Origin of the sequence: Shewanella sp. AS16 (genome assembly GCF_021412365.1) — a bacterium.
Lineage (GTDB): Bacteria > Pseudomonadota > Gammaproteobacteria > Enterobacterales > Shewanellaceae > Shewanella > Shewanella salipaludis.
Genome location: NZ_JAKCLK010000001.1, coordinates 1,021,254 through 1,037,740 on the forward strand (window position 1 = coordinate 1,021,254; position 16,487 = coordinate 1,037,740).

The 16,487-nt window shown below is 52.0% G+C and carries 13 protein-coding genes; 5 read left to right on the forward strand and 8 right to left on the reverse strand.

From position 1 onward, the window contains the following. Positions 1 to 220: 220 nt before the first annotated feature. Positions 221 to 1,102: a LysR substrate-binding domain-containing protein gene (locus LZP73_RS04585; RefSeq protein WP_234233248.1), complete on the reverse strand. Its 882-nt coding sequence runs from the start codon at positions 1,100 to 1,102 to the stop codon at positions 221 to 223. A gap of 190 nt (positions 1,103 to 1,292) precedes the next feature. Here LZP73_RS04585 and LZP73_RS04590 point away from each other — a divergent pair, with 190 nt between their 5' ends. The 4 genes from LZP73_RS04590 to LZP73_RS04605 all read left to right on the forward strand — a co-directional run bounded on the left by LZP73_RS04590 (position 1,293) and on the right by LZP73_RS04605 (position 6,713). Then, positions 1,293 to 2,489: an MFS transporter gene (locus LZP73_RS04590; protein ID WP_234233249.1), complete on the forward strand. Its 1,197-nt coding sequence runs from the start codon at positions 1,293 to 1,295 to the stop codon at positions 2,487 to 2,489. A gap of 266 nt (positions 2,490 to 2,755) precedes the next feature. Continuing rightward, the gene (locus tag LZP73_RS04595) at positions 2,756 to 3,367 is read left to right on the forward strand and encodes a DUF2726 domain-containing protein (RefSeq protein ID WP_234233250.1); all 612 of its coding nucleotides are present in this window, start codon (positions 2,756 to 2,758) and stop codon (positions 3,365 to 3,367) included. A 267-nt stretch (positions 3,368 to 3,634) separates the two neighbouring features. Further along, positions 3,635 to 4,537 (forward strand): nuclease-related domain-containing protein, encoded by a 903-nt coding sequence (locus LZP73_RS04600; protein WP_234233251.1) that lies wholly within the window; start codon positions 3,635 to 3,637, stop codon positions 4,535 to 4,537. A gap of 97 nt (positions 4,538 to 4,634) precedes the next feature. Continuing rightward, positions 4,635 to 6,713, forward strand: coding sequence for an ATP-binding protein (locus LZP73_RS04605; protein WP_234233252.1), 2,079 nt, complete (start codon positions 4,635 to 4,637; stop codon positions 6,711 to 6,713). 467 nt (positions 6,714 to 7,180) lie between these two features. On the opposite strand, the gene LZP73_RS04610 is transcribed toward LZP73_RS04605, so the two are convergent. Beyond that, complete coding sequence (locus tag LZP73_RS04610) at positions 7,181 to 7,804, reverse strand: hypothetical protein (RefSeq protein WP_234233253.1); 624 nt, start codon at positions 7,802 to 7,804, stop codon at positions 7,181 to 7,183. Between the two features lie 115 nt (positions 7,805 to 7,919). Here LZP73_RS04610 and LZP73_RS04615 point away from each other — a divergent pair, with 115 nt between their 5' ends. Next, complete coding sequence (locus tag LZP73_RS04615) at positions 7,920 to 8,111, forward strand: hypothetical protein (RefSeq protein WP_234233254.1); 192 nt, start codon at positions 7,920 to 7,922, stop codon at positions 8,109 to 8,111. Positions 8,112 to 8,265: 154 nt separating this feature from the next. Here the strand turns inward: LZP73_RS04615 and gcvP are convergent, their stop codons facing one another. From gcvP to LZP73_RS04645, 6 genes are all read right to left on the reverse strand, one after another. Further along, the gene (gcvP, locus tag LZP73_RS04620) at positions 8,266 to 11,154 is read right to left on the reverse strand and encodes an aminomethyl-transferring glycine dehydrogenase (RefSeq protein ID WP_234233255.1); all 2,889 of its coding nucleotides are present in this window, start codon (positions 11,152 to 11,154) and stop codon (positions 8,266 to 8,268) included. Between the two features lie 127 nt (positions 11,155 to 11,281). Continuing rightward, positions 11,282 to 11,671, reverse strand: a complete 390-nt coding sequence (gene gcvH, locus LZP73_RS04625; RefSeq protein WP_169564159.1) for a glycine cleavage system protein GcvH — start codon at positions 11,669 to 11,671, stop codon at positions 11,282 to 11,284. Between the two features lie 26 nt (positions 11,672 to 11,697). Next, positions 11,698 to 12,792, reverse strand: coding sequence for a glycine cleavage system aminomethyltransferase GcvT (gene gcvT, locus LZP73_RS04630; protein WP_234233256.1), 1,095 nt, complete (start codon positions 12,790 to 12,792; stop codon positions 11,698 to 11,700). A 256-nt stretch (positions 12,793 to 13,048) separates the two neighbouring features. Then, positions 13,049 to 14,266 (reverse strand): FAD-dependent oxidoreductase, encoded by a 1,218-nt coding sequence (locus LZP73_RS04635; protein WP_234233257.1) that lies wholly within the window; start codon positions 14,264 to 14,266, stop codon positions 13,049 to 13,051. A gap of 54 nt (positions 14,267 to 14,320) precedes the next feature. Beyond that, the gene (gene ubiH / locus LZP73_RS04640) at positions 14,321 to 15,544 is read right to left on the reverse strand and encodes a 2-octaprenyl-6-methoxyphenyl hydroxylase (protein ID WP_234233258.1); all 1,224 of its coding nucleotides are present in this window, start codon (positions 15,542 to 15,544) and stop codon (positions 14,321 to 14,323) included. 56 nt (positions 15,545 to 15,600) lie between these two features. Next, positions 15,601 to 16,176 (reverse strand): UPF0149 family protein, encoded by a 576-nt coding sequence (locus tag LZP73_RS04645; protein WP_234233259.1) that lies wholly within the window; start codon positions 16,174 to 16,176, stop codon positions 15,601 to 15,603. Between the last annotated feature and the right edge of the window lie 311 nt (positions 16,177 to 16,487).

Consider the following 16,487-nt stretch of genomic DNA (forward strand, 5'->3'; position numbering starts at 1 on the left):
TGCCTCTTCATAAACCAAAATCCCTTGCCAACAACGTCCCTGTTTAACAGCCAGTTCGGTATCCTACCTCTCGTTCGTCACGCTGCTTCGCAGCACTCACCCCAGCGGAGCTGAACCTTTTGCACGAATTGTCCTTGGGCTAATTCGAAGGGGATGCTTGTCGTCTGTGGCCTCGCTGTTTTTATCAACCCAAGGTGGCCATATATGTCCTTACCGTTTCTTACAACGTTAGCTTTGGCTGAATAAAATCAATAAAAGCCGAGATACGCTTAGCGACAGAAGAAGACTTATAGTAAACCGCGTTAACCTGCTCTCTTCCTGGCTTGCTGAATTTTTCGCTTTCCAACAGAGGAATTAAACGTCCTTCGGCAATATCTTTCTTCACCATAAATCCCGATAGGCAAGCAATGCCATTTCCAGCCAAAGCGAGTTGCCGAACCGTTTCCCCATTACTCGATGACATCATCGGTTCTAAATGAGAAAAACCTTTTAAAGGCCAGTCATTTAGTGTCTTAGGGCCAACAAACCCAATAGTGTCATGCAGGGCCAGTTCGCTGCTTTTATCGGGAATGCCTCGTTTCGATAAATATTCAGGAGCGGCCACAATATACAAGGGACTTCTGCCAAGCGGCCTGGCATGTAGGGTCGAATCACTTAGAGCGCCAATGCGAATAGCTAAATCGGCTTTCTTTTCCAGTAAATCAACAAAACCTTCATTGGAAGTCAACTCCAACTCAATATCAGGATAGGCTTGATGAAATGCCTGAACCAGTGGCACCAGTTGGTGAAAAACAAAGGGGCTGGCAGCATCGACACGTAGACGGCCTTTAGGCAGTTCACCACGCGAGATAATGTCTTCTTCTGCCTGCTGTAATTGCATCAAACTAACACGTACGGATTCCACAAACTGACGCCCTTCATCGGTCAATTCAATACGTCTTGTGGTTCGATTCAAGATGGTGACCCCAAGTTGGCTCTCCACCTTGCTCACGGCTCTTGATACTCGCGCTACCTGTATATCCAGACTCTCCGCAGCCGCTGAAAATCCGCCGGTATCTACTACGGCGAGCAAAATTGCTAAATCGCCAGATTTTGTTCGCATGCCACTCCCTCAATTTGCATCAAACCACATTCCGCTATTGTTGCATTTATAACAAATATCATTTGTAAAAACCTCTATTTTTAGCAACACCATTTCCACGCAAAATGCCCCATCAAAGCACGGCACGACAACTTAGTGAAATGCTCACTGAATGTTGTTCTTCAGAATCAGACAAGAGAGAGTAATTTATATGCCTTTAGCACTTATCGCGTTGACGCTCAGCGCATTTGCTATCGGAACGACAGAGTTTGTGATTGTAGGACTTATCCCAACTATGGCTTCCGACTTAAACGTATCACTTCCATCAGCAGGACTGCTTGTTAGCCTTTACGCGCTTGGCGTTGCCGTTGGCGCGCCGGTTTTGACCGCGCTGACAGCAAAATGGAACCGCAAACATGTGTTGCTCACCGTCATGTCACTGTTTGTCGTCGGTAATTTACTTGCATGGCAAGCACCCGGCTACAACACCCTGATTGTGGCTCGAATTTTGACCGGTTTGGCACATGGTGTGTTTTTCTCGATTGGTTCAACCATTGCCACTGGCTTGGTGCCAAAAGAGAAAGCAGCGAGCGCCATTGCGATTATGTTTACCGGCCTGACCGTCGCCCTTGTTACTGGGGTTCCACTGGGTACTTACATTGGTCAAACCTTTGGCTGGCAAGCAACCTTTTTGATTGTGGCGCTATTAGGTTTAATCGCCTTAATTGGCAGTGCTTTTTTAGTGCCAAGCAATCTGAAACAAGCACCAGCGGCCAAGCTATCATCACAACTTAACGTGCTGGCTCAGCCCAGGTTATTACTGGTTTATGCGATCACTGCACTCGGTTACGGTGGCACTTTTACTGCCTTCACTTTCCTTGCACCGATTTTGCAGCAAGAGTCTGGATTTAGTGCCAATGTGATCAGCTTAATCATGTTGGTTTACGGTGTGTCCGTTGCAGTTGGTAATATTTGGGGCGGCAAAATGGCCGATAAAATGGGCCCCATCAAAGCACTAACGATTATTTTCTCAGGACTCGCGGCTATCTTGGTGGTGTTCAATTTCACCGCTGTTAACCCTATCGCTGCGGTAGCCACCATCTTAGTTTGGGGGGCCTTCGCGTTCGGTAATGTTCCGGGTCTACAAGTGTACGTTGTAAAACTGGCTGAAAAATTTTCCCCTGATGCGGTGGATGTTGCTTCAGGTTTGAACATTGCCGCGTTTAATGTCGGCATTGCACTCGGTTCGTGGGGCGGCGGTTTGATTGTGTCAGAAGTGGGGTTAATGCATACCCCTTGGACCGGTGCGGTGATTGTGCTTGTAGCACTGGTACTGACTCGCTTTAGTGGTCACCTGGATAAGCGCGCCGAGAACCAGTGGACTGAGAAAAGTGTCTCAATAAAATAGACACGACTTTTATTAAGCATGAGAAAGACAGAACACATAGGGTCACCTTGGGTTTAATATTTTGATTTAATAAAGAATTTTCAACGTACCGAGGCAACTTATAAGGGCGGGTTATTGCAGTCTGCGGCGGCATTGGGTTTAGCCAACAACTTGGTAATTTGTTGGTTTTTATTCCTATACTTCACTGACCCTGACCCCTTGATTTTTTATGGCGACTAACGGACAGTTGCATACTTGGCCGCTATGGCTACACACATGGATGTACTATGAACACCACCCAGTTAGTCATGATCGCCGCCGCCTTTCTCTTCATCATTCTCGCGCCCTTGTTGATGCGATTGTTAGTGCGATTGCTCGGCTCAAGCACTGAGAGCGATTATCAATACCGCAAACAAAAAACGCTGTTTTCTGCTGCCGAACGCTCGTTTCTCGGGGTGCTGGACCGGGCAATAGGCGAGCAATACCGCGTACTGGGCAAAGTGCGCATCGCCGATGTCATCACCCCGGAAAAAGGCATGAGCCGCAAGCACTGGCAGAGCGCCTTCAACAAGATCAGCGCCAAACACTTCGACTACCTGCTGTGCGACAAACACACATTGGAGGCTATCGCCGCCATCGAACTGGACGACAGCAGCCATAAACGCACCAAGACCCAGTCCCGCGACCAACTCATAGCCCAAGCCTGCCAAAGCGCCTGCCTGCCCTTGATCCGCTTCGACGCCAAACGCAGCTACCAACTGGCCACGGTACGCACCACTATCTACGCCGCCCTCCCCTCCGGCCTACAGCCCGCTTTCGCCAACGAGACACAAGCAGCCCAAGCGGCACCAATCGCCCAAGAAACCAGCCCGCAGACACTGACAGTCGACAAGATCTGAGCAAGCAAAGACAGCTTGATACAAGTCATTATTTTTGGTGGAAAAATACCAAACAGCATATTGAATACCCCACTCGAATTGGGGTAATGTAGACTACTTAGGGAAAACAAGGCTGGCTCATACTCAATCAGCGAGCACGCCATTTAGGGAAGAAGAAGCCAGTCAAGAATATGCATCCAAAGCCCTTAAGAGTGGACTCTTCCAACACATACCTGGTGGGTTATATCACCGGACTCGCTGTAGACTCGCTTCACTTCAAGGACGTAAATGACTGATTTCAGCAGCAACCTTTTATCCTTAGGGAGCATCCTCTCCAGCATGTTCTTCACCTTAGGTGTGGTGTATGTGTTGCTCAAGTATCGTGATGCCACAGTGAAGTTGCCTGTCGATCGAGAACAACTCATCCGCATCCCGGCTTATGGTTTACAGCAACAAATCCAGGATCTGCAAATAGACTTGATCGCAGGCATGCTTATGGGGGTCATGATTGTGAGCCTTCCTTTTGCCCTTGACAGCATTCAAGCACACATTGCTGCCGGTAAATTCCCATGGTTGTTTTTCATAACGGGTTTAATGGGACTGACCTACTGCGCCATTAAAACAGGGAAAAACTTTTCCAGGCTCACCAAATTACGCCTGGGTCACACGGCAGAAATCGCCACCGCCAATGAACTCATTGGCTTGCAAGCCTTGGGCTACCAAGTCTTTCACGACATACAAGCCGACGGCTTCAACATAGATCATCTCGTCATAGGCAAAAACGGCGTATTCGCCATCGAAACCAAAGGCCGCCACAAGCGCCATAAAGACCTGCTCAAAAACAATCAGAATGGTGGCAAGGGTTATCAAGTTACCTTCAAAGATGGCCGCCTGCATTTCCCATCCTGGACAGAAACCAAACCCATAGAACAAGCCACGAGGCAGGCACTCTGGGTCAGCCAGTGGCTAACCAAAGCCACAGGGCAAGCAATCACCTCGACCCCAATACTTGTCTTCCCCGGCTGGTTCATCACAAGTCAGACTAAACCCCCCTTTCCGATTGTCAGTCACAAATATCTAGTCGGTACGATACCCTCGCTCAGGAACCAAACACTCAGCCAACAACAAGTCGACGCCATAGTGTATCAAGTGGCACAGAGATGCATGAGCAAGAGCGAAGCGGGGAAATGATAAGAGAAAAAAAATGGTTTCCCCTACTTAGCCGACTTTATAAATATGCTTGACCAAACTTTTTTTAAAATGTTAAAAATAATAGAGGGATTTTCTGTTGGGAACAATTAGAACTGAAGTAAGCGAAGGTATTTTAGTTGATCATCCTGATCATCGTGATTTCCTAATCCCATTTCTTAATGGGTTTTATGTAACATGGGGAAGGAAACGTAGAGATTACAATACTGAGGTATTTGTCTACTTCCTCTCTCCTGAGGATCATTTCAAGGAATCTTACGGAATAGAGAATGAAATACTATTAGTGTATGCGCCCTACAGTAGAATGGAGCCTAGAACTATTCAGGCCGTCGAACAAATTATGTCAACTTCTCCGGCAAAAGGTAGAGTTGAAACATTGAGCTACTTTCTTCTAACTGACTGTCCTGACGTAGATAGTTGGCTTGATGGTTACTTATCATCAAGACAAGAATCAAGAATTATCGTCCCTTTTTACAAGAATAATCTCATTCAAGCTAAAGAAAACTCGGATGACTGGTATATTAGAAACTGCCTAAATCGGCATTACTTTGGTCGCGATCTATTTAACTACTCTCTACCATTGATCGATGACGCTTACTTTTTTGGCCGACAATCAATCTTGATGGAGTATTTTGATTCAGTAAAGAGAAGAGAGAACAAAGCAGTTTTCGGGTTGCGAAAAACCGGAAAAACATCATTTCTCTATAAACTGAAAAGACTGTGCGAAAGTGAGGGAGAGGCTACTGTATTTTATTACGACTGCAAAGTACCTCACATAAGAAAGTCGAGATGGTTCGAATTTTTAGATGATATATCAAAAGATGTATCCACGCATTTCAACATTGAGTTCAGTGGCAATTACACAGAGAAGTCCGCATCACGAGATTTTGAAAAGCTTATAAATAATTTAAATTCAAATGGACACAAAATTTTAATCATACTGGACGAAATTGAATACATTTCATTCGTTTCACCTAAAGATCTACACTGGAAAGAAGATTATATAGAGTTTTGGCAGACTATGTGGTCATGTCAAAGTAGATATAAAACACTTTCTTTCATTTTGGCAGGCGTAAATCCAAGTGTCGTGGAGAAAGACTTAGTAGATGGTGTACAGAACCCCTTATTTGGAATTGTTTCGCACAAATATTTGACTGGTTTGAATCTTGATGAAGTTAAAACAATGCTTAAAAAGCTCGGAAAAAGAATGGGAATTAGATTCCACTCTGATACCTGTGAACAAATTTTTCAGTGGTATGGTGGGCACCCATTATTAACTAGGCAGGCATGCAGCTGTATAAATACATTCTTATCAGATGAAAAAGAAAAACCTATCGATGTCACAGTAGATGAATTCCTTAAAAATAAGGATGATATTGACAGAGAATTAGTATTCTATAGCGATCATGCCGTATCAGAAATACGTCAATTTTACCCTGATGAATATTATCTATTTGAACTTTTATCGGTAGGGCAGGAGTTAGAATTTAAAGAATTTTCAAGAGACTCCTCTGAAATAAAACACTTAATGGGTTATCAATTAATACGGGAAGGAAGTAATTCATATGAAATCAACATACCTGTTATTGCTAAACGAGTTGCTTATGAATCCAGACGAAATGACAGTCGTGATATGCTCTATCCAATACTTCAACCTGGAATGCGTGTGCCGTGGTTAGATAGAAGAATAACTGCAATATGCTCAGAATTCAGGCAGCTCGAGCGATTTATTAAAAAATCAAAACAACCGCTATTGTTTGGGCCAAACTCCTTTCCGGAAGCGGACCAACTAAAGTCAATTAAATTGGCTGACAATGAAAGTAATTTTTCATTTTTTATTAATTCATTAAATAGATCATTTGTAGAATCAATTGAAATATACGGGAATAGCATAGGTAATAAAAGCTACTATTGGAATGATGTTAAGGCTGAGTATTCCTATCTTTGGAGTGTTTTAGATAGAATCAAAGTATATCGAAATGAACGCGATCATTTACATTTAGACAGTAACAACTCTGAAAAGCTTACTCGTTATCTTTCTGAGGACTTTGAATCCCGAAGTTTTTCAACTATTAAGGAGCCTTACTTTGTCTTGCAGCAGAGAATACTTGATCGCCTGCTTTTAGTACTATTAAAAGAACTTGATCGATACAATTGATCCGTTTTGGCGTCATGCTGGATGCAAGGCTAAGTTTAAGAGTGACTGGACAGGCAAAACTCTCTCAAGAGCTAACAACAGCCAAAACCCGCCGCAGCCTCCAATCCCCCTTCGGAGTTGCCGCAGGGCGTTGAAGAAAATGACGTAACGCCGACAGGATGTCGGGGTAGCTTTCGGACTCTTTATTCAAGCAAGGGGGATGCCCCATCGGAAGCGTTAGTTATTTTCGAATAAGCCCAAGGGCAATGCTTGCAAAAGAGTCAACTCCGTTGGGGCGGCACGGGGAGATCCAAGAGGGGTGATTGCTGTTGATTCCCCTCTGAGTCGACTCTTGGTAACAGACCTGTGGGGTGGCGAGTATGGCGCAGCCATGAGCGCACGAGCGAGAGGCAGGGCTGCCGAACTGGCTCTTGTGTAGGGATGCATTTGCCCCACGACGTTAAATCCAAACGAAGTTTGGATATGAGTTACCACAAGACGCCTAATAACACAGCTATGACTCCCAGGATCATTATCCAGTACAGGGCGCCCAGGATGATCCAGCCCCAGTTCAGCCAGGTCAGGCGATCGTTGATGGGGTGCTCTACCGCTTCCAGGGCAAAGTTAATCGCCTTCTGTCCCTGATAGAGGGGATACAACATTGCCAAGGGAAGAAATAGGGAGACGATAATCAAGAAGTTCGAACTGTCGTCGGCTTTAATCAGCTGATTCAATATCCCGCTGGCGATCGCGACCAAGACGTAAGTCAATGCCAGCCCTTCCGATTTCCAGGAATATTCTCTTTCTGTCTCTCTGATATAGCCATTCACATAGTCATACAGCGAATGAATGAAGAAAATCGAGAAGATGCTGCGGGCTATGGGCCAAACCTCCAAGGCATAATGTTGCTTCAATGCCTGCCACTGCTTGTAGAACCAATAAAATTGGTACGCGCCAAAGGTTAAGGTAAACATGATGACCAGCTTCTTCAGTGACACATGAAACAATGGCACATGATGCTGTGGCACCGCCCCCTCTGCTGCGCTCTCCCCCGCTATTATCGCTTCAGCACTCTCAGGCACAGCTTTGTCTTGACCGACAATCTCTTCCATGGAAATTCCCTTCCTATTTTTAGCCAGCATTAAAAAAATGCTGCCCTAGTTTATTGATCCCAGCCAAGCCAACGCCTGACTCAGATTGGCGCCCATTCTAATCCACTACCACAAAATGGCTAAACAAATTAACAAGATATTAAGCCAAGGCAAGACAGTGCGCAAAGGCGGTACAGGCATACCTCTGCCGCAAGCGTCACAGGCTCAGGCACTGTTGCATCCAGTGACCGTTGGCGGCATGGATGCCGCCGTCGAGCCGACAGGGACGCTGCTTGTGAGATCAAGAGCCGGCGTGTCACAGGTGTAACAGTGCAAAAGCCCACGGCAGGTGATGGGTTGCACAGCGACAATGCAGCAAGCACTAACCAGATTAGCTATGCCAACTTGTCAGCATCGACCCATAAAAAAGCGAGCCCTAAGGCTCGCTTTTCAATGCTTCAAACGTCAGCTACGAATAATGCTTATTCGTAATCTTCCATAGGAGCACAACTGCACATCAAGTTGCGATCGCCATAGACGTCATCGATACGGTTGACGGTTGGCCAGAACTTGTTGGCACGCACTGCCGCCGACGGGAACACCGCCACTTCACGGCTGTAGGGACGCGAGTCGAACTCGGGATCCATTATGTCTGCCATGGTATGAGGCGCATTATGCAGCGGGTTGTTGTCCGCTGGCCATTCACCCGACTCGACTCTGGCGATCTCGCCGCGGATCGCCACCATGGCCGCGATGAACCTGTCCAGCTCGACCTTGGACTCGGACTCGGTCGGCTCGATCATCAGGGTACCTGCGACCGGGAAGCTCATGGTAGGAGCATGGTAGCCATAGTCGTTCAGACGCTTGGCGACATCCATTTCGGTCACGCCAGAGGCTTCCTTCAATGGACGCAGGTCTATGATGCACTCGTGAGCGACACGATCGTTGCGGCCGCGGAATAGCACAGGGTAATGCTCGGACAGCTTCTTCATCATATAGTTGGCATTCAGCAACGCCACCTGGGTCGACTGCTTCAGTCCATTCAAGCCCAGCAGCTTGATGTACATCCAGCTGATAGGCAGGATGCCGGCGCTGCCGAAAGGTGCCGCCGATATCGCGCCGTTGTTGTCGCTGTCGAGGCCTGGCTTGACGATCACGTGACCGGCAATGAAGGGGGTCAGATGGGCTTTGACGCCGATTGGGCCCATGCCTGGACCACCGCCGCCATGGGGAATGGCGAAGGTCTTATGCAGATTGAGGTGCGACACGTCGGCGCCTATGATGCCGGGTGAAGTCAGGCCAACCTGGGCGTTCATGTTGGCACCGTCCAGGTACACCTGACCACCGTATTGGTGAATGATGTCACAGATCTCGCGGATGGATTCTTCGTACACACCGTGGGTCGATGGGTAAGTGATCATGATGCACGACAGGTTGTCGGCCAGCTCGGCGGCCTTGGTCTTGAGATCTTCCAGATCCACGTTGCCTTGCTTGTCACAGGCGGTCACTACCACCTTCATGCCGGCCAGTTGGGCCGATGCAGGGTTGGTGCCGTGGGCAGACTGGGGAATGAGGCAGATGTCTCTGTGGGCTTCGCCACGGGACTCGTGATACTTCTTGATCGCCAGCAGACCCGCGTATTCGCCCTGTGAGCCTGAGTTAGGCTGCATGCAGACGGCATCGTAACCCGTGATTTCCACCAACCAGTTCGACAGTTCGCCGATCATCTGGGTGTAACCCTGAGCCTGATCCAGCGGGCAGAAAGGATGCATGTTGGCAAACTCGGGCCAGCTCACGGGGATCATTTCCACCGCGGCGTTGAGCTTCATGGTGCAAGAACCCAGGGAGATCATCGAGTGGTTCAGCGCCAGATCTTTGTTCTCCAGGCGCTTGATGTAGCGCATCATCTCGGTTTCGCTCTGATAGCGATTGAAGGTCGGGTGCGCCAGGATAGCATCCTGACGTACCAGGGCCGCCGGGATGGAACTGCTGTCGGCCGCAACCAGCTGGGCATCTATGGCCGCCACGTCCAGGCCATGACCCGCACCCAGGATAACGTCGAACAGTTGTGCCACATCGCTGCGCAGTGTGGTCTCATCCAGGCTCACACCCAGGATGCCGTCGGCATCGATACGCAGGTTCAGCTCGGCCGCCAGTGCGCGGGCGGCGATGGTTGCCACGTCGGCGCCTTTAATGGAGATAGTATCGAACCAGGTGTCGTTAACCAGCTGCAGGCCCTTGGCCTTGAGGCCGGCCGCCAGAATGTCTGTCAGACGGTTGATGCGCGAGGCTATGGTCTTCAGGCCTTGCGGACCATGGAATACCGCATAGAAGGAGGCCATGTTGGCCAGCAGAATTTGCGCGGTACAGATGTTGGAGTTGGCTTTCTCGCGGCGGATGTGCTGCTCGCGGGTCTGCATCGCCATCCGCAGGGCCTGGTTGCCACGGCTGTCCTTGGACACGCCTATGATGCGGCCCGGCATGGAACGCTTATGCTCGTCGCGGGCAACGAAGAAGGCCGCATGTGGACCACCGAAGCCCATGGGAACGCCGAAACGTTGGGTACTGCCGAAGACCACGTCTGCGCCCATGGCGCCGGGTGACTTGAGCAACACCAGTGACATGATGTCGGCCGCGACCGACACTATGACGTTCTTGGCGCGCAGCTCGGCGAACAGTTCGCTGAAGTCGGTGATTTGACCGAATTTGTTGGTGTACTGGAACAAGGCACCGAACAACTCATGGTTCACGGCATCGCTCGCAGGCCCTACGACAACCTCGAATCCGAAACACTCGGCACGGGTCTTGATCACGTCCAGCGTCTGGGGGAACACGTCGTCGGCAACGAAGAAGGCATTGGCCTTCTTGGCTTTGGAAACCCGCTTGGCCATGGCCATGGCTTCGGCGGCAGCCGTCGCTTCGTCGAGCAACGAGGCCGAGGCCAGCTCCAACCCAGTCAGATCCATGGACACTTGCTGGAAGTTCAGAATGGCTTCCAGACGACCCTGGGCTATCTCAGGCTGGTAAGGGGTATACGCCGTATACCAACCCGGATTCTCCAGCACGTTGCGCAGGATCACGTTCGGCACCTGGGTACCATAGTAGCCCATGCCTATGTAGCTCTTGAACACCTTGTTCTTATTCGCCAACTCACGGATATAAGCTATGCCTTCGGCTTCGTTGCACGAGGCATCCAGGCTGAGCTCCTGTTGCAGGCGAATCGCGCCGGGAACGATTTGATCCGTCAGATCCTCCAGCGATTCGGCACCAACGAAGTTGAGCATGTCCTGCTGTTGGCCACTGTCGGGTCCGATATGACGGCTGAGAAATAGGTCGTGCTGCTCTAACTGAGTGAGGGTTTGCTTGGTCATGATAAACCTTGTTCCAGATTTGCCGCTATTCGGCCAAGTGTAGGGCGGCCGATTAGCGGTCTAAGTTGTCGTAATACCTGATGTAAAACAAACGAAGCCCCGAGAGGGGCTTCGTTTTTATCGCGAATTAATCTTCGTCGATGACGGCTTGATAGCCTTCGGCATCGAGCAACGCCTCGACTTCGGTTTCGTCGGAAGGCATGACACGGAAGAACCAGCCGTCGCCGTAGGCGTCGCTGTTGACCAGCTCTGGCGAGTCTTCCAGCGCTTCGTTAACCGCCACGACTTCACCCGAGATAGGGGCGTAGATGTCGGATGCGGCCTTGACTGATTCGGCTACGGCGCAATCTTCACCGGCGCTGACGGTATCGCCCACTTCCGGCAATTCCACAAACACCATGTCACCCAGCAGTTCCTGGGCGTGCTCCGTGATACCTACTGTGTAGCTGCCGTCGTCTTCCAGGCGGATCCATTCGTGGGAAGAGGCGTATTTCAGTTCAGTCGGAATGTTGCTCATTGTTCTTGTTCCTTGTTCCGTTTTTTTTAGAATGCTTGTTTACCATTGCGTACAAAGTTGGGTGCCACGACTTTGACGGCGACACGCTTCTTACGCATTTCGACTTCGGCGGTCTCACCGATACCCATAGGGACACGCGCCATGGCAATAGAATAGCCCAATGTTGGCGAGAATGTACCACTGGTGATCTTGCCTTGCTGCTCGACGCCGTTGGCGTCGGTGAAAAATACCGGCATATCGTGACGCAATACACCCTTCTCTTCCATTACCAGGCCAACCAGTTGTTCGGTACCCGCGGCTTTCAGTGCGGTTAAGGCTTCACGGCCGATGAAGTCACGATCGCTCGGCTCCCAGGCTATGGTCCAGCCCATGTTGGCCGCCAGCGGGTTAACGCTTTCGTCCATGTCCAGGCCGTAGAGGTTCATGCCGGCTTCCAGACGCAGGGTATCGCGGGCGCCCAGACCACAGGGCTTAACCCCGACGTCCAACAGTGCCTGCCACAGATCTGCGGCTTCGGCTTCTGGCACTATGATTTCGTAACCTGTCTCACCCGTGTAGCCAGTGGTGGCGATGAACAGTGAACCGGCCTGGATGCCGAAGAAAGGTTTCATGCCTTCGATGGCGGCGTTTTGCTCGGCGCTGAAGACCTTGGCGGCCTTGGCCTTGGCATTGGGGCCCTGGACGGCGATCATCGCCAGCTCGGGACGTTCTGTGACTGTGACGTCGAAGTCGGCCGATTGCTTGGCAATCCAGGCCAGATCTTTTTCACGGGTGGCGGAGTTAACCACCACACGGTAATGGGTGTCGTTCAGGTAGTAGGTGATGAGATCGTCGATCACCCCGGCATCGTGATCCAACATGCCGCCGTACAATGCCTTACCCGGAACCTTAAGCTTGGCTACGTCGTTGGCCAGCAGCTTACGCAAGAATGCACAGGCGTCGGTGCCGGTCACATCAACCACTGTCATATGGGAAACGTCGAACATGCCGGCATCCTGGCGGACCGCATTATGCTCTTCGATCTGTGAACCATAGTTGAGGGGCATATCCCAACCATGGAAATCAACCATTTTGGCGTTAGATTCCAAATGCTTGTTAAATAGAACAGTTTTATTAGCCATTGTTATCCCTTTTTTGGGGCCTTTTACAGGTCTGTACCTGGCGTAGGGTATTGCATTACCAGGCTATGATACATAGATAAAATGCGGCCGAATTATACCTTGGCATGGCAGTTTGTATACAAGAGAATTTTCTAATCCGAACAGTTTAAGGATTAGCTTTTCTAATCCTCAAGTGTAATTTTTTTACAGCCGAAAGCCGATTTATGCCCAAATAACCGCCAAAGCCGCTGTTTTGGCCGATTTCACTTACATAAAGCTAACGATCCGTCTGGCAGAGTCGAGGCAAGCTCAGCTTATTACCCATGGCCTGCTGGATGAACACTGTTTTCAGCCCAGGGACATTATCCACCAGGTTCAGGCCCAGATCCCTGACGGCGCGTTTGAGCGGGTTGCCGCCGGCGAACAGCCGCTTGAAGCCCTCCATTGCCGCGACCATCTCCAGGGCATCGGCCTTGCGCCAGCGCTCCAGGGCACGCAGGTTGGCGTACTGACCTATGTCCTTGCCCTCCTGTGCCAGCTCGCTCACCACTTCGATTATGCTGGCCGCATCGAGGAAGCCCAGATTGACCCCCTGGCCTGCCAATGGATGTATGGTATGGGCGGCATCCCCCGCCAACAGCAATCTGTGGCGGGCAAAATGCCTGGCGTAACGCATCCGCAGCGGGAAGCTCTGCACCTCGCTCTCCAGCCGGCAGAGCCCCAATCTGCCATCGAAGGCGGCGGTCAGGCTGCGGGAGAACTGCTCCGGCTCCATGGCCAGCAGCTCGCCGGCCCTCTGGGGCGGCACAGACCAGACGATGGAGCAGAGGTTATCCCGATACAAAGGCAAGAAGGCCAGGGTCCCCTCTTCGAGGAAGACTTGCCGCGCCGTGGCGCCATGGGGCAGTTCTGTGCTTATGGTGGCGACCAGGGCGTGATGGCCATAGTCCCAGAAGGTCAGCGGGATCTTGCATTGCTCCCGCACCCAGGAATTGGCGCCATCGGCACCTATCACCAGCGCGGCGCTGAGATTGTCGCCGTTGGCGAGCGTCAGCCAGGCCTCGCGCTCACCGAAGGCGATGCGCTCCAGGCGCTGATTTTCCAGATAACTTATCCTGCCCTGCTCGGCCACACACTTGGCGAGGGCGAAGCTGATGGCATCGTTCTCTATGATGCTGCCCAGATGCTGCTCGCTGAGCTGCCTGGCATCGAAGCCTATCTTGCCCAGGCCGCCCTGATCCCACACCTGCATCTTGCGGTAAGGCGCCAGCCGGGCCGGGTCCAAATGCTGCCAGGCCCCCAGGTGTTCGAGCAGATTCTGGCTCGCCTTGTTGATGGCGCTCACCCTCAGTCGCGGCTCGCCCGTGACTTCCCGGGTCTGACCTGCATCTATGACCACCACCTTGAGATCGGCCTGCGCCAGCCCCAGGGCGGTCGCCAGGCCAACCATGCCGCCACCGACAATGGCAACATCATAGTTTTGGGTATTAAACATAAGCATATCCTTCACTAAGGCCATGAGTAGCGGCCAGATTAACGCCGTCCGGCATCAGCGCCATCCCATGGCTTTGCGGGCAACGGGGACCTTGAGCGGCGGGAACCAGGACAATAACCTGAGTCCCAGGCTGCGACCGGCCACCAGCGGCCAATGTTGATTGGAGAAACCGCGCACCAGAAATTCGATATTTGTGATCGTCTCCCGCCTGTCCGTCTCGCGCAGTGCCAGGTAAGAATGCAGGGTCGCGGCGGCGCCTATGTCCTGCCCTTGGGTCAGCGCCTCCTCTATCACCTCCAGCAGGCAGACCAGATCCCTCAGCCCCAGATTGAACCCCTGGCCGGCGATGGGATGCAGCGTCTGGGCGGCATTGCCGATGAAGACGCACCTGTGAAAGATGGGCCTTGGCATGTAGGACAGGCATAGGGGGTAGGAGTGGCGACTGCCGACATCGACGAAACGCCCGGCGCGGTAGCCGAAGGCCTGCTGCAGCGCCTGCAGAAACTCGGCCTTGGGGGCAGACTTGAGCATGGCGGCCTGCCCGGCTTCAAGCGCCCACACCAATGACAATCTGGCCTGGCCCTGGCTGTCGCCCATGGGCAGCAATGCCAGCGGACCGGTGGCGGTGAAGCGCTCATAGGCCCATGACTCATGGGGCTTATCTGTGATGATGTTGGCGACCAGGGCCGTCTGGCCGAAATCTATCTGGGTCAGAGCTTGCCCCAGGGACTGACGCACAGGGGAATGGATCCCATCGGCGGCGACCACCAAACGGGCGCGCAGCCGCTGTTGATTGTCCAGGGTGAGCAGATGGCCGTCGGCCTCTGGCGCTATGCCTGTCAGCCTGGCCGGGCAATGGAGCTGGACCCGGCTGTGGCGCAGGGCATCGAACAACACCCGCCCCACCCGCTCCAGTTCGACCACTTGCCCCAGGGCATCGAGGTGGAATTGGCTGGCATTGAGCTCTGTCATGCCCAGGTGGCCACGATCTGAGATATGGATGTTGGCTATCTTGGTGCCGAGTTCGGCCAGCAGTGGCCAGAGCCCTAGGCGGCGCAGTTCGAAGATGGAGCCCTGGGCGATGGCGATGGAACGGGCATCGAACCCTGGATGCGCCTCTCCCGGGGCCTGGGCCTCGATGAGGGCTATGCTCAGGGGACGTCCCTTGGCGGCCAATTGTGCCAGGCCCAGTGCCAGGGTGGCTCCTGTCATGGCTCCGCCAACTATGGCTATATCGACCTCAGCTACCTGGGTCTCAGTCTGGATACTTGCGCTCATGGGCTCTCTTCGAACTGGGTGTCAGCCGTTGACCTGATGAAATGCGGTACTGAAGCTCAGTGCAGTACAGTGGATCCTTCCGTGTCGTCCAGGGGCAATTCCGGACCGAACTCGGAATAACAGAGGATAGCCGCCATGCGCACAAACTCGGCCAGCTCAGTGTAGGCCCGCTCGGATTCCTGATCGTCCGAGACATCGAACTCGACCTGGGCTATCTCGGCCAGATCTTTGATCGCCTCACGCACATCCGCCGAAGCCTGGTTCAGCTTGGGCTGGATGATAGCCAAGCCGGTCAGGAAGCTTTGCACCCAGAGCGACAGGGCTTCGACTCTCATGGTCAGCGGCTCTTCCTCTTCCGGCAACAGCGGGGTAAAACCAAACTCGAAGTCCACCAGCCGAGTCACAGTGTCCTGATATAACTCGGCCACCAGCCGATGCAGTTCCTGCGGCAGGGGTTGACCGTCGTTCATCAACTCCAGCAATGGCTTGACCCAGGCTTCGGCTCTCTGCTCTACCCCGCCACAGATGAGCCCCACCAGGGCCCCATGAACTTCCACCGGATGTTGACCTATATCGGCTGCGGCCAGGGCGGCCAACAGACGTTCGATACATAACGAAGGAGGGATTGCCATTTTAGGATTCCAATCAATGCTTTTCTAGCTGCAATGCTAGCAGAGATGGCGGCTTCCACCAAGGCTCACAAGGAGATTATCGACAATTACGCCCAGGGATCCGAGTAAGCCGTGATGCAGCTCAAATACTGGCGAATAAGGCTGGCCGGCGCCGGCAATCTGGCTTAGGGTTAACGGCATACAGCTGATCCATTGGCAGGCCTGTGTTAACAGCAAGCGCAAGCTAGGTTGCAAGCTTGTACCCGCGGCCCCATGCAAATGCTCATACAAGCAGCAAACGCCGGGCTTAAGGCCCTCTGGCCCTCGTCGGC